This window comes from Stenotrophomonas testudinis (assembly GCF_024499815.1).
In the GTDB taxonomy this organism is placed as follows: Bacteria; Pseudomonadota; Gammaproteobacteria; order Xanthomonadales; family Xanthomonadaceae; genus Stenotrophomonas.
The window spans coordinates 138,059-151,176 of record NZ_JAMOKY010000003.1; the positions used below are offsets into that span (position 1 = coordinate 138,059).

General features: G+C 68.0%; 15 protein-coding genes. 9 read left to right on the forward strand and 6 right to left on the reverse strand.

All coding sequences use genetic code 11. From position 1 onward, the window contains the following. Positions 1-2 precede the first annotated feature (2 nt). The 4 genes from NQ204_RS03250 (at position 3) to NQ204_RS03265 (ending at position 2,789) form a co-directional block, all read left to right on the forward strand. Positions 3-1,373, forward strand: coding sequence for a formimidoylglutamate deiminase (locus tag NQ204_RS03250; protein ID WP_256643058.1), 1,371 nt, complete (start codon positions 3-5; stop codon positions 1,371-1,373). A 31-nt stretch (positions 1,374-1,404) separates the two neighbouring features. After that, positions 1,405-2,133: a histidine utilization transcriptional repressor HutC gene (hutC, locus tag NQ204_RS03255; protein WP_256643059.1), complete on the forward strand. Its 729-nt coding sequence runs from the start codon at positions 1,405-1,407 to the stop codon at positions 2,131-2,133. A gap of 72 nt (positions 2,134-2,205) precedes the next feature. Continuing rightward, a complete protein-coding gene (locus tag NQ204_RS03260; protein ID WP_116862632.1) occupies positions 2,206-2,388 on the forward strand; it encodes a type II toxin-antitoxin system HicA family toxin in 183 nt (60 codons plus the stop codon). An 8-nt stretch (positions 2,389-2,396) separates the two neighbouring features. Continuing rightward, a complete protein-coding gene (locus tag NQ204_RS03265) occupies positions 2,397-2,789 on the forward strand; it encodes a type II toxin-antitoxin system HicB family antitoxin (RefSeq protein ID WP_108769219.1) in 393 nt (130 codons plus the stop codon). Positions 2,790-2,837: 48 nt separating this feature from the next. On the opposite strand, the gene NQ204_RS03270 is transcribed toward NQ204_RS03265, so the two are convergent. The 3 genes from NQ204_RS03270 to NQ204_RS03280 form a co-directional block, all read right to left on the reverse strand. Then, a complete protein-coding gene (locus tag NQ204_RS03270) occupies positions 2,838-3,872 on the reverse strand; it encodes a restriction endonuclease (protein WP_116862634.1) in 1,035 nt (344 codons plus the stop codon). A 238-nt stretch (positions 3,873-4,110) separates the two neighbouring features. Further along, the gene (locus tag NQ204_RS03275) at positions 4,111-4,602 is read right to left on the reverse strand and encodes a phasin family protein (protein WP_116862635.1); all 492 of its coding nucleotides are present in this window, start codon (positions 4,600-4,602) and stop codon (positions 4,111-4,113) included. 81 nt (positions 4,603-4,683) lie between these two features. Then, positions 4,684-4,959, reverse strand: coding sequence for a polyhydroxyalkanoic acid system family protein (locus tag NQ204_RS03280; RefSeq protein ID WP_108769216.1), 276 nt, complete (start codon positions 4,957-4,959; stop codon positions 4,684-4,686). Between the two features lie 124 nt (positions 4,960-5,083). Between NQ204_RS03280 and NQ204_RS03285 the strand changes: the two genes are divergently transcribed. The 4 genes from NQ204_RS03285 (at position 5,084) to aroA (ending at position 9,796) form a co-directional block, all read left to right on the forward strand. Further along, on the forward strand, positions 5,084-5,893 hold the full coding sequence (locus NQ204_RS03285; protein WP_116862636.1) for an FHA domain-containing protein: 810 nt from the start codon (positions 5,084-5,086) through the stop codon (positions 5,891-5,893). A gap of 195 nt (positions 5,894-6,088) precedes the next feature. Then, positions 6,089-7,174 (forward strand): 3-phosphoserine/phosphohydroxythreonine transaminase, encoded by a 1,086-nt coding sequence (gene serC / locus NQ204_RS03290; RefSeq protein WP_256643060.1) that lies wholly within the window; start codon positions 6,089-6,091, stop codon positions 7,172-7,174. 51 nt (positions 7,175-7,225) lie between these two features. Next, positions 7,226-8,416: a prephenate dehydratase gene (gene pheA / locus NQ204_RS03295; protein WP_116862638.1), complete on the forward strand. Its 1,191-nt coding sequence runs from the start codon at positions 7,226-7,228 to the stop codon at positions 8,414-8,416. Positions 8,417-8,488: 72 nt separating this feature from the next. Then, on the forward strand, positions 8,489-9,796 hold the full coding sequence (gene aroA / locus NQ204_RS03300) for a 3-phosphoshikimate 1-carboxyvinyltransferase (protein WP_116862639.1): 1,308 nt from the start codon (positions 8,489-8,491) through the stop codon (positions 9,794-9,796). A 196-nt stretch (positions 9,797-9,992) separates the two neighbouring features. On the opposite strand, the gene NQ204_RS03305 is transcribed toward aroA, so the two are convergent. Then, positions 9,993-10,556 (reverse strand): energy transducer TonB, encoded by a 564-nt coding sequence (locus NQ204_RS03305; protein WP_116862640.1) that lies wholly within the window; start codon positions 10,554-10,556, stop codon positions 9,993-9,995. Positions 10,557-10,674: 118 nt separating this feature from the next. Beyond that, positions 10,675-11,313, reverse strand: coding sequence for an energy transducer TonB (locus tag NQ204_RS03310; RefSeq protein ID WP_116862641.1), 639 nt, complete (start codon positions 11,311-11,313; stop codon positions 10,675-10,677). 113 nt (positions 11,314-11,426) lie between these two features. Here NQ204_RS03310 and serS point away from each other — a divergent pair, with 113 nt between their 5' ends. After that, positions 11,427-12,707, forward strand: coding sequence for a serine--tRNA ligase (gene serS / locus NQ204_RS03315; RefSeq protein WP_256643061.1), 1,281 nt, complete (start codon positions 11,427-11,429; stop codon positions 12,705-12,707). Between the two features lie 33 nt (positions 12,708-12,740). On the opposite strand, the gene NQ204_RS03320 is transcribed toward serS, so the two are convergent. Then, positions 12,741-13,103, reverse strand: a complete 363-nt coding sequence (locus tag NQ204_RS03320) for an SH3 domain-containing protein (RefSeq protein WP_116862643.1) — start codon at positions 13,101-13,103, stop codon at positions 12,741-12,743. Between the last annotated feature and the right edge of the window lie 15 nt (positions 13,104-13,118).

The window sequence follows — 13,118 nt, forward strand, 5'->3', positions numbered from 1 at the left end:
CCATGTCCGATTCGCGTTCCCCGCACTGTTTCCATGCCACCCACGCCCTGCTGGCCGAGGGCTGGGCGCGCGACGTGCGCCTGCAGGTGCAGGGCGGCCGCATCGCCCGCATTGAAACGGGGCAGGGCTCACAGGAGGGTGATACCCGCGTTGGCCTGCTGCTGCCGGGCCTGCCCAACCTGCACAGCCATGCTTTCCAGCGCGGCATGGCTGGCCTGACCGAGATCGGTGGCGGCGACGGCGACAGTTTCTGGAGCTGGCGCGAGCTGATGTACCGCTTCCTGGCCCACCTGCGCCCGGAGGCGGTGCAGGCCATCGCCGCCCAGGCGTACATGGAGATGCTGGAAAGCGGCTTCACCCGCGTCGGCGAGTTCCATTACCTGCACCACCAGGCCAACGGCCAGCCCCATGCCGACCCGGCCGAGATGAGTGCGCGCATCGCCGCCGCCACCGAGCAGACCGGCATCGGCCTGACCCTGCTGCCGGTGTTCTACGCCCACGCCGATTTCGGTGGCGCACCGCCCAACCCTGCACAGCGGCGGCTGATCCATGACGTGGACGGGTTCGCGCGGCTGCTGGAAGGAGCGAAGACCGCTCTGGCCACGCTGCCCGACGCGGTGCTGGGCATTGCCCCGCACAGCCTGCGCGCGGTCACGGGCGAGGAACTGGACGCCCTGCTGCCGCTGACCACCGGCCCGGTGCACATCCACATCGCCGAGCAGGTGCGCGAGGTCGAGGCCTGCCTGGCATGGAGCGGCCAGCGGCCGGTGCAGTGGCTGTACGACAATGCCGCCGTCGATAAGCGCTGGTGCCTGGTGCATGCCACCCACATCACCGATGCCGAACGTGCGCGGATCGTTGCCAGCCAGGCCGTGGCCGGCCTGTGCCCGATCACCGAGGCCAACCTGGGCGATGGCCTGTTCCCGATGCAGGCGTTCGCGCGCGAGGGCGGCCGCTTCGGTGTCGGCTCGGATTCCAACATGCTGATCGATGCCGCCGAGGAGCTGCGCCTGCTCGAGTACGGCCAGCGCCTGGCGCTGCGCGGGCGCAACGTCCTCGCTCCGGATGCCACGCGCAGCAGCGGCCGTTTCCTCTTTGAGGGTGCGCTGCAGGGCGGCGCCCAGGCGCTGGGCGTGGCCGCCGGCCTGCAGGTCGGGGCCAGCGCCGATCTGCTCGAACTGGACCCCGCACACCCGGCGCTGCAGGCGCGACAGAATGACGCATGGCTTGACAGCTGGGTCTTCGCTGCACGTAATGGCGCGCTGCGTTCGGTCTGGCGCCATGGCCGCCAGGTCGTGGCCGATGGCCGCCACCTGCAGCGCGAGGCCATCACCACCGCCTTCGCCGCTGCCCTGCGTGGCGTGCTGGGCTGACCGCCTCCCGCTCATCGAGACCCCCACACCCGTGAAGGCCAGCAAGTCCGCCACGCTCAACCAGCGTATCCGCAGCGATCTGGAAAGCCGCATCCTCAGTGGAGAGTGGGCGCCGGGTTTCCGCATCCCGTACGAGCACGAGCTGATGGAGCAGTACGGCTGCTCGCGGATGACGGTGAACAAGGTGCTGACCGCGCTGGCCGAGAGCGGCATGATCGAGCGCCGCCGTCGCGCCGGTTCGTTCGTGGCGCGGCAGCCTCCGCACCTGGAACAGGTGGCGCTGGAGATTCCCGACATCGCCATGGAAGTCGGCTCGCGCGGCCATCAGTACGCCTATCGGCTGCTGCAGCGCGAACTGCGCCTGGCCGAGCCGGGCAATGCCGGCGAGGTTGAGCTCGCCCGCAGCGAGGCGTTGTTGGCGATGCGCTGCCTGCATCTGGCCGATGGCCGGCCGCTGGCGCTGGAGCACCGGTTGATCAGCCCGGTGGGCGTGCCCGAGGTGCTGGAGATCGATTTCAGCACTACCGCGCCGGGCAGCTGGCTGCTGCAGAACGTGTCCTGGACCCGCGCCCAGCACCGCATCAGCGCCTGGGGCGCGGACGCGGCCTCGGCCAAACTGCTGGACGTGAAGCCGGGCACTGCCTGCCTGGTGATCGAGCGCCTGACATGGCGCGGCGACCAGCCGATCACCCGCGTGCGGCAGATGTTCCTGGGCGATGCCTGGGACCTGGTGGCACGCTTCGCGCCGGGCGCGCGGTAAGTCGGACAGCCGGGCGCTCACCTGTCGCCTTGAACTCTGTCGGTGCGTGTGTACGATGTGTAAGGTCCGCGTATGAAAAGCGGGGACCTCATCCGGGAACTACGCGCGGCGGGTTGGACCTGCCGTCGGATTCGTGGCTCCCACCATGTGTTCGTACATCCGCGTTGCCCGCACATCATTACCGTGCCGCATCCCAGGAAAGATCTGGGAATTGGCCTGGTCCAGGCAATCCGGAAGCTTGCTGGGCTGACGTAGAGGGTCCCATGCGATATCCAGTCTTGATCGAAGCCGGTGACGAACGCACAGCCTGGGGCGTGGTCGTGCCCGATCTGCCGGGTTGTTTCTCTGCGGCCGACACGCTTGATGACGCCCTCAGTTCGGCGGAGGAGGCCGCGCTTGCGTGGATTGACGCCGCGCTTGATGCAGGGCGCTCCATCCCGACGCCGTCTGCGCCGCAGAAGCTCGTGGCCGATGCTGGTACTGGGACTCAGTGGATTCTCGCTTACATCAACATTGATCCCGCCCTGCTGGACGATACCGTCGAGCGGGTCAACATCAGCCTGCCGCGGCGGATCCTCGCAAGGTTGGATGCGCAGGCCAAGGCGGCCGGCGAATCGCGTTCGAGCTACATTGCCCACCTTGCCGCGTTGCGTTGACGCCACGGCATCATTTGCCCATCCACGCCATGCGTGGATGATCCCCCATCAATACGTAGCGCACTGCCGCCAACGAACCGGCTCATCCACGCCCGGGCGGGCGTTGAGCTGCACGCGCACGTTGCGCAGGGCGGGGTAACGCAGCACTTCCTGGCAGACCCGCGGCCATACGGCTTCCAGCTCGCCGGTGCGGTTGATGGCGAGGGTCTGCCGGGTCAGCCAGACGCCGCTGGCGATACCGGGCTGGTGGGCCAGTGCACGTGCCAGTTCGGCCTGGTAACGGTCCAGGGTCGCGATATCGGGATTGAGCTCGTTGCGGTCGTTGTCGGCGGGCGCAGCAGGCGCAGCCTCAGCCGGAGCCTCCGGTGCAGGCACGTCCTCCGCGTCTGCCAGCGGCGCAGCGTCCGGCTGCACGTCGGTGGCGACCGGCGCCGGCGCGGCTGCTGCCGGCGGCGGCGTGCTGTCGACAGCGGCTCCGCTGGATTCCACGTGCAGGCCCTGCAGGCCCAGCCCGACCAGCAGGCCCAGAGTCACCGCACCCAGCGCGGAAATAGCGATGCGACGCAGCGCCTCCCGACGGGCCGTCGAGCGCACGCGCGTCTCAATCTCGGCCGGCAGGTAGGGCTGCAGCAGCGGCCACAGGCGCGGGCCATCCAGAACTTCGACCGACTGCTTTTCGGCAGCAGTCAAGCCATCGCGCTCGACCCGGCCCTCGGTGATCAGCAGGCCACCCTTGGCGCCGCCCAGGCGCGCGACGGCGCCCAGCTCGTTCACCGCGGCCGTACCGATGCGGTAGGCCAGCCCGTGCTTGCAGGAGACCAGCCAGGTATTGGGGCCATCGCTGAGCAGGAAATCACTGCTCGGCTCGCGCACTTCGTCGGTTGGGTCGGCCACTTCGCGCAGGCCGCGTCGCTCGCGCAGCATCCGCTTGATCAGTGTCGAGAATTCGCGCCAATGCATGCCCGCCAGGGCCTGCAGCCCCAGTTGCATTTCCGTTCGCCGCCGCTTGACCCACCACAGATAGACGATGGCCAGGGTGCAGGTAAGCAGGGCCGACAGCAGGGCCAGAATCCAAGGGAGCATGCAGGAAGGGAGCGGAAGGGGCGAAAACCGAAGACGACAGTGTAAAGGCCACGCAGTCATATTGCGTCAGGGCCTTCCCGACACGAATTGTGATGTAGCCCGCAGATCCGCGTGGCGCAGGCACGAAAAAACCCGCCAATCCTGAAGCCGTGAGGGGAGGGAACAAACGGCAGCCGAAGCGATTGGCGGGTTTCTCGCGATTGTCAGTGAATTTTTATTGCATTGCAACAATCGAAGGTCAGGGCACGCCGCCGGGCGACTGGTGGCTTCCCGGCGCCGGCGCATCACTGCCCGAAGCCGCGCGGTTCTCCAGCTTGGCCAAGCGCGCGTGCAAGGCATCGAGGCGGGCCTCGAGTGCGGCCACGTCACTGGCAGTGGGGACGTGCATGCGCTTGAGCACGCCCTGCACCTGGTCGTCGAAGGCCTTTTCCACCTTGTTCCAGGTGCCAGAGGCCTTTTCGCGGGCCTCGTCGAGGGAGGTCTCCACGTTGTCGCGCCAGCCCGGACCCTCCTCACCGCTGCGCTCGCGGCGGCGGGATTCCCAGGCTTCGCCTTCCTTCACCAGGCCATCGAAGAAGCGGCTGCCTTCGGCCTGTGCGCGGCCCAGTGCACCCAGGCCAGCCAGCCAGACCTGCTGTGCCGAATTGCTGAACTTGCGCGAAAAGCGCTCGGCCTGTTCGCCGAACGAAGCGTCGTCGTCGCGGCGGTCGTCATTCTCGTACTGGTTCATCGCGCTTCCCGGGGCAGTTGGACCTGTCCCCGAGGGTAGCGCGCACGAACGTTGCAGGGCCGTGATGGCCGCTGCCTGGGTTCAGCCCAGCTTTTCCTTCAGCACGCGCTGGATCTCGGTTTCCACCATGCCCTTCATGGCCGACAGCAGGAAACCCAGCTTGGCGGTCACGCGCACGGCGCCCGGCTGCAGCTCGATGGCGCCGTCCACGCCGCTGCCGCTGAAGTTCAGCACGTCGGCGGCCCAGCTGGATTTCAGGCCGAAGCGCTCGCCCAGCTTGGCGGCAACCTGTTCGATCGCCTCGCGGGCCTGTGCATCGGGCAGGGCGTGGGCGTGGCGGACATCGATGGTGGACATGCAGGCTCCTGGCGCTGGGCGGGGATATCAAAGAGGGCGGCCATTGTGCGCATCGGCGGGCGCCACGCCAAGCGCCCGTCGCCGGTTCTTCTGCGTTGGCGAGCAACCTGCTAGTCTGCGCCGCGTGCAGAACCTGCTTGTTCACTTCAGTCAACAACAACAGCCCGACCAGCCCCTGCGGCCCGGGGTGCAGCGCATCGTGCGCCAGGCAAACGGCAGCGTGCGGCTGGGTGACCCCGGTCATGGCGCGCTTCTGCTGGCCCAGTTCTGCATGGACGATCGTGGCCTCTGGCTGCAGGTCGGCAACGGCATCCGCAGCATCCACGTGAACGGCCGCCCGGTGCGGCGCATGGCCCTGCTGCGCGCAGGCGATGCGGTGTATGTGGATGGCGTGGAGATGGTCCTGCAGGGTGAGGTCGAGAGCCTGCTGCAGGCACCGTCGCCGTCGCCGGCCAGTGATGGCATCGCCGATGAGCAACGCCTGCTGCGCGGTGTCGGCGGCCTGCACCATGGCCGCAGCTACACCCTGTCGCGCCCGCGCCTGGTCGGCCGTGGTGGCGATGTTGATATCGAGATCGACGACCCTGCCTTTGCCGAGCAGCACGCCCGTGTGGAAGTGCATGGCGATCGCGTGCTGCTGCGCGACCTGGGCAGTGCCGATGGCACCCGGGTCAACGGCGTGGCCGTGCGCCACTGCTGGCTGCAGCCGGGGGACCAGGTGGTCTTCGATGGGCAGCACCGTTTCGTGCTGGAAGTACCGCACGATCCGCGCCGGCGCCCGCTGCCGGCCGAGGACGACGCCAGCCAGAATGCAGAGCAGGTGGCGGACGCGCCCGTGGCGCCTCGCCGCGTGCGGCGTTGGCCGTGGCTGCTGGTCAGTGCGTTGCTGCTGGCGGGTGTGCTCAGCCTGCTGCTCTGGTTCGGCGCGCGCTGATCCGCGTCCGCCGGGCATGGCCCGGCGCTACCGGCCTTCGCTCTGGTAGATGCCAACCTTGGTTGGCAGGGTTGGCGGCTACCGGTGCTGTGCGCGCGGCAAATGGATACCAATGAAACCAAATTTCCCTTGCCGCACCAGGCCGCAAGGCTGGTGCACTGCGGCATACTAGGGGTCTTGCCCCACAGGTGTCACATGACGCGCGCGTTCAACTTCAGTGCCGGCCCTGCAACCTTGCCGGAATCGGTCCTGCGCCAGGCGCAGGCGGAAATGCTGGACTGGCACGGTGCCGGCGCCTCGATCGTGGAAATGAGCCATCGCGGCCCGGAGTTCATGTCCGTGGCGGCCGAGGCCGAGGCCGACCTGCGCCGCCTGCTTGATATCCCCGACGACTATGCCGTGCTGTTCCTGCCCGGCGGCGCCACCACCCAGCAGGCGCTCATCCCGCTCAACTTCGCCCAGGCCGGCCAGCGTGCCGACTACGTGGTCAGCGGCCACTGGGGAAAGACCGCGGTCAAGCAGGCCAGCCCCTACGTGGGCGTCAACATCGCCGCCAGCAGCGAAGCCAATGGCTACCGCGCGCTGCCGGCACGCGACAGCTGGCAGCTCTCGGCCAATGCCGCCTACGTGCACATCACCGCCAACGAGACCATCCACGGCGTCGAGTTCCGTGATGTACCCGACACCGGTGACGTCCCGCTGGTGGCCGATTTCAGCTCGTCCATCGCCAGCGAACCGCTGGATGTGCGCCGCTATGGCGTCATCTATGCCGGCGCGCAGAAGAACCTGGGCCCGGTCGGCATCGCGGTGATGATCATCCGCCGCGACCTGCTCGAGCGCAGCGGCCAGGCCCGCGCGGACATCTTCGATTACCGCTCGCACGTCGCCCGCGATTCGATGCTCAACACCCCGCCGACCTGGAACTGGTACCTGGCCGGCCTGGTGTTCAAGTGGATGCTGGCCGAAGGTGGCGTGGTCGAGTTCGCCAAGCGCAATGCCGCCAGGGCCGCGCTGGTGTACGGCGCCATCGATGCCTCCGGCGGCTTCTATCGCAACGAAGTCGCGCACTCGGCGCGCTCGCGGATGAACATTCCGTTCTTCCTGCCCAACGCCGATCTCGATGCCCGCTTCGTGGCCGAAGCCAAGGCCGCCGGCCTGCTGGCCCTGAAGGGCCACAAGGTGGTCGGTGGCATCCGCGCCTCGCTGTACAACGCCATGCCGATGGCGGGGGCCGAGGCGCTGGTCGCCTTCATGGCCGATTTCCAGCAGCGCAACGGCTGAGCAATGAACGGCGCGCACCCTCGGGTGCGTGCCCCGCAACAAGGAATTCCGATGGCAAGCAAACCCAGCAAGAAGTCGCCGAAGAAGGGCGGGTCCGCCAAGGCCGCCGCCGCGCCCAAGGGCAAGGCCGCGTCCAAGACCACCCCGGTGCCGACCCAGGCGCCGCTGGCACTGGCCGATGTGCGCTCCAAGATCGACCAGATCGACCGTGACATCCAGAGCCTGATCGCCGAGCGTGCGCAGTTCGCCCACCAGGTCGGCAAGGCCAAGGGTAAGCTCGCCGCCGCCGTCGATTACTACCGACCCGAGCGCGAAGCGCAGGTGCTGCGCATGGTGGTGGACCGCAACGAAGGCCCGCTCAGCGATGAAGTGCTGGTGCACGTCTACCGCGAAATCATGTCGGCCTGCCTGGCCCAGCAGGAACCACTGAAGATCGGCTACCTCGGCCCGGAAGGCACCTTCAGCCAGCAGGCTGTGCTCAAGCACTTCGGCCGCTCGGCGATGGGCCTGCCGATGGCCAGCATCGAAGAAGTGTTCCAGGAAGTGGAAGCGGGCAGCGCCGATTTCGGCGTGGTGCCGGTGGAAAACTCGGGGCAGGGCACCATCCAGATCACCTTGGACATGTTCCTCACCTCCAACCTGAAGATCTGCGGTGAAGTGGAACTGCGCGTGCAGCAGTACCTGATGTCGCGCAGTGGCCGCCTGGAAGACATCGAGCGCGTCTACGGCCACCCGCAGTCCTTCATGCAGACCTCGGCGTGGATGCGCGCCAACCTGCCCAAGGCCGAGAAGATCCCGGTCGCCAGCAACGCCGAAGGTGCGCGCCGTGCGCGCAACGCCGACGACGCGGCCGCTATCGGTGGCGAGAGCGCCGGCCACGTGTACGGCCTGAAGAAGGTCGTCACCAAGCCCATCCAGAACGATGCCGACAACACCACCCGTTTCCTGGTGGTAGGCCGCAACATCTTCCCGACCTCCGGCCACGACCGCACCTCGGTGCTGGTGTTCATCCATGACAAGCCCGGCGCGCTGTTCGATGTGCTCAGCCCGTTCGCCCGCCATGGCATCAGCATGAACCGCATCGAGTCGCGCCCGTCGCACCACGGCAAGTGGGAATACGGCTTCTTCATCGACCTGGCTGGCCACATCGACGACGCGCCGATGCAGGCCGCGCTGGCCGAGCTGGAAGCGCACTCGGCGCAGATCAAGGTGCTGGGTTCCTACCCGGTGGCCGTGCCCTGATTGCCGTTGCGGCCGCGTGCCGCGCCCATTGATGCACCGCCGGCGTGCCGGCGTTTACGGAATGATCGAACGATGAGCAACGCGCAACACTGGATTGCCCGCAAGGGCCAGCCGCTGCAGGGCAGCCTGACCATTCCCGGCGACAAGTCGGTCTCGCACCGCTCGGTGATGTTTGCCGCGCTGGCCGATGGCACATCGCATATCGAGGGCTTCCTGGAAGGCGAAGACACCCGTGCCACCGCGCGCATCTTCAGCCAGCTCGGCGTGCGTATTGAAACCCCCAGTGCCTCGCAGCGCGTGGTGCACGGCGTCGGCATCGATGGCCTGCAGGCGCCCAGCGCGCCGCTGGACTGCGGCAACGCCGGCACCGGCATGCGCCTGCTGGCCGGCCTGCTGGCGGGCCAGCCGTTCGACTGCACGCTGGTTGGCGATGAGTCGCTGTCCGGCCGTCCGATGCGCCGTGTCACCGGCCCGCTGTCGCAGATGGGCGCGAAGATCGACACCGAAAGCGATGGCACCCCGCCGCTGCGCGTGCATGGTGGCCAGTCGCTGCAGGGCATCGATTTCGCCTCGCCGGTCGCCAGTGCGCAGGTGAAGTCGGCCGTGCTGCTGGCCGGCCTGTACGCGCAGGGCGAAACCAGCGTGGTCGAACCGCACCCGACCCGCGATTACACCGAGCGCATGCTCTCGGCGTTCGGCGTGGACATCGAGTTCTCGCCGGGCAAGGCCCGCCTGCGCGGCGGCCAGCGCCTGCGCGCCACCGACATCGTGGTGCCGGCTGATTTCTCCTCGGCCGCGTTCTTCCTGGTCGCCGCCAGCATCATTCCGGGCTCCGAGCTGCGCCTCAAGCAGGTTGGCCTCAACCCGCGCCGCACCGGCCTGCTGCACGCGCTGCGCCTGATGGGCGCGGACATCACTGAAGAAAACCCGGCCGAGCAGGGTGGTGAGCCGGTGGCCGACCTGGTGGTGCGCCATGCGCCGCTGAAGGGCGCGCGCATTCCGGAGGCACTGGTGCCGGACATGATCGACGAGTTCCCGGCCCTGTTCGTGGCGGCTGCCGCAGCCGAAGGCCAGACCGTGGTGACCGGCGCCGCCGAGCTGCGGGTGAAGGAATCGGATCGCCTCGCCGCGATGGCCACCGGCCTGCGCGCGCTGGGCGTGCAGGTGGATGAAACCGACGATGGCGCCACGCTGCACGGGGGCATCACCCTGGGCAGCGGCACCATCGAAAGCCACGGTGACCACCGCATTGCCATGGCGTTCGCCATTGCCGGCCAGATCAGCGGCGGCGAAGTGCGCATCAACGACATCGCCAACGTCGCCACGTCCTTCCCGGATTTCGACGGCCTGGCCCGCAGCGCCGGTTTCAACCTGGCCTGAGGTCGCCGCGACGCCGCTGCGCTCGCCGGGCATGGCCCGGCGCTACCATTCGGCGTCGACCCCGGTAGCGGCGGTTTCAACCTGGCGGCATATCCGGTAGCGCCGGGCCATGCCCGGCGGTCTCCGACCCCGGCACAAAAAAAGACGGAGGCCGAAGCCTCCGTCTTCCGATCGATCACGAACCCCTCGCTCGCGATCAACGCTGCTCGGTACGGAAATCCACCGGCACGCGCACCACACTCGCCACGGCACGACCGTTCTGCATGGCCGGCTGGAACTTCCAGCCCTGCACGGTGCGCAGCACCGAGCGATCCAGATCACGGCTGCGCTCGCCACTACGCGACACGATGCTCGCCTCGGTCACGTTGCCGCGGGTATCCACGTTGAGGCTGGCCACCACGCTGCCCTGCACGCCGTTACGCAGCGCGGTTGCCGGGTAGGTCGGCTTGTCATTGCTGGCCAGCGGGCTGGCCTGACGGTTGCGTACGGCCGGGGTCGCCTTGCGCTGCTCGCTGGCCGGGGCCGCGTTGCGCGCTGCCGGCGCAGTCGCTACCGGGGTCTCGCTGGCCGGCAGCATGCGCTCGCCCATGGGGGCCGGCGCCACGTCTTCCTGGTTCGAGAACCGCAGCCACATCAGTGCAGCGGCAAACATGGCCACGATCAGCGCCAGCCACAACCAGGGTGAGGTGCGCTGCGGGCGCTCGCTCACATCCTGCTGCAAATGCGGGGAATGAAGGTGTTCATGGGTAGTAGCACTCATTGCAGACTCCTCGCGTCAGTAACGACGCACAAAGTCTTGCTCGAGGAGATGTAGCGGTGTGTCAGCGTTGCGTCAACGCAACCGGCAGGGTTCAGCTTGCCTGCCGGGAAGCGTTCAGTTACTGCGGCTTGAAGTCGAACGGCACTTCAATGGAGCCCGGCACTGGCTGGCCATTGCTCAGCGCGGGGCTGAAGCGCCAGCGGCGCACCGCATCGGTTGCGGCGCGGTCCAGCTCGCGCGAGCCGCTGCGCTGGATCACGGTGATGTTGTTGGCATAGCCGGTGGCATCCACGTCCACCCGCACCACCACACTGCCGGATTCGCCACGGCGCAGCGCACCGGCAGGGTAGGACGGCGGCGGCGACTGGCCTGCCACGGGCATCGGCTGGCTGTTGCCCGTGGCAGGCGCGGCGCTGCCCGGGGCGGCCGGGGCCGGCTCGGTACTGGCCGGCGGCGGCGGGGCGGTTTCCACCAGCTTCGGTGCTTCTTCCTGCACCGGCGCCGGCTTGGCATCGGGCATGTCGCTGGAGCCGGCCGCGGCGGGCAGGGGCTCGGGCAACGGCTCGACCTGCGCGGTTTCCTGCGGGGTCTGCGTGGCCGGGTCATCGGCGCGGAAGAATTCCTTGTCGCGGCCGGTCAACCAGACCACCACGAACAGCAGAACGCCTACGCCGAAGGCGATGCCGGCGATCTTCAGGGCGTTGCGCGGGATATGCACGGTGAACGACTTGGCAGGCGATGAGCGGGGTGCAGACATGGACCGGACCAGCAGGGAATGCCCCGATTCTGCCACGGCGGGAATGAACCGGGCGGCAGAAATCCGTATAACAGGCGATAATCCCGTTCCTGATACCCACCACGACACCCGCCATGCTTGATCCAGCCCTGCTCCGCCACCAGCCCGCCGACCTCGCCGAACGCCTGCGCACCAGCCGCGGCTTCGAGCTCGACGTGTCTGCCCTGGAGTCCCTGGAGGCCGATCGCAAGCGCATCCAGGTGCGGACCCAGGAACTGCAGAGCCTGCGCAACAGCCGTTCCAAGGCCATCGGCCAGGCCAAGGCCAAGGGCGAGGACGTGTCGGCCATCATGGCCGAAGTGGCCGCGTTCGCAGACGAGCTGAAGGCCTCGGAAGTGGCCCTGGACGAGCTGCGCGAAAAGATCGACACCATCGCCGCCGGCATCCCGAACCTGCCGGCCGATGACGTGCCGGCCGGCGCCGACGAGAACGACAACGTCGAGCAGGCGCGCTGGGGCACCCCGCGTACCTTCGATTTCCCGGTGCTGGACCACGTCGAACTGGGCGCCCGCAACGCCGGCCTGGACGCCGAGACCGCGGCCAAGCTGTCGGGCTCGCGCTTCACCGTACTGCGCGGTCAGGTCGCCCGCCTGCACCGTGCCCTGGCCCAGTTCATGCTGGACCTGCACGCCGGCGAACACGGCTACGAAGAAACCAACGTGCCGTTGCTGGTCAACGCCGATTCGCTGCGTGGCACCGGCCAGCTGCCGAAGTTCGAGGACGACCTGTTCAAGACCGCCGTGGGCGATTCCACGCGCTACCTGATCCCGACCTCGGAAGTGCCGCTGACCAACCTGGTGCGCGACGAGATCATCGACGCCGAGCGCCTGCCGCTGCGCGTGACTGCCCACTCGATGTGCTTCCGCGCCGAAGCCGGCAGCGGCGGCCGTGACGTGCGCGGCATGATCCGCCAGCACCAGTTCGAGAAGGTCGAGCTGGTGTCGATCTGCCGCCCGGAAGACAGCGACGCCGAACACACCCGCATGACCCGCTGCGCCGAAGTCGTGCTGGAAAAGCTGGGCCTGCCGTACCGCAAGGTGCTGCTGTGCACCGGCGACATGGGCTTCTCGGCCATCAAGACCTACGATCTGGAAGTCTGGCTGCCCTCGCAGAACACTTACCGCGAAATCAGCTCGTGCTCGAACACCGGTGATTTCCAGGCCCGCCGCATGCAGGCCCGCTGGCGCAACCCGGCCACCGGCAAGCCGGAGCTCGTGCACACCCTGAACGGCTCGGGCGTGGCGGTCGGCCGCGCGATGATCGCGGTGATGGAGAACTACCAGAACGCCGACGGCACCATCACCGTGCCGGACGTGTTGAAGCCCTACATGGGTGGCGTCGAAACCATCGGTTGATAACCGACGCAACTCATACCTGTAGAGCCGAGCCTATGCTCGGCTCTTTTTTTGTGCTCGCACCTTCTCCAACGGCACCCACCCGGGCTCGCCCGTTTCCGGCACGCACCACGCCCAGCCATTCAGCGTGCGCACCCCGCGCAACACCTGCCCCGGATCCACATCCAGCTCCCGCGCGCAGTAATCCTCCGTGGCAAACGCGCCACCCTGCGCATCGCGCCCGATCACCGGCGCCGGCACGAATCCCCGTTCCTGACCCTCGGCCTGGCACAGAAACCAGTCCTCCCAGCCCTCAGGGCCCTCATAACGCTCGCCCACCACCAGCGCCTGTCCACGGCGCAGGGTGATCGGGTGCGGAAACTCGCTGCGATGCGCAGCCGTCACGATGTAGTTCATGCCCCCAGCCTACCG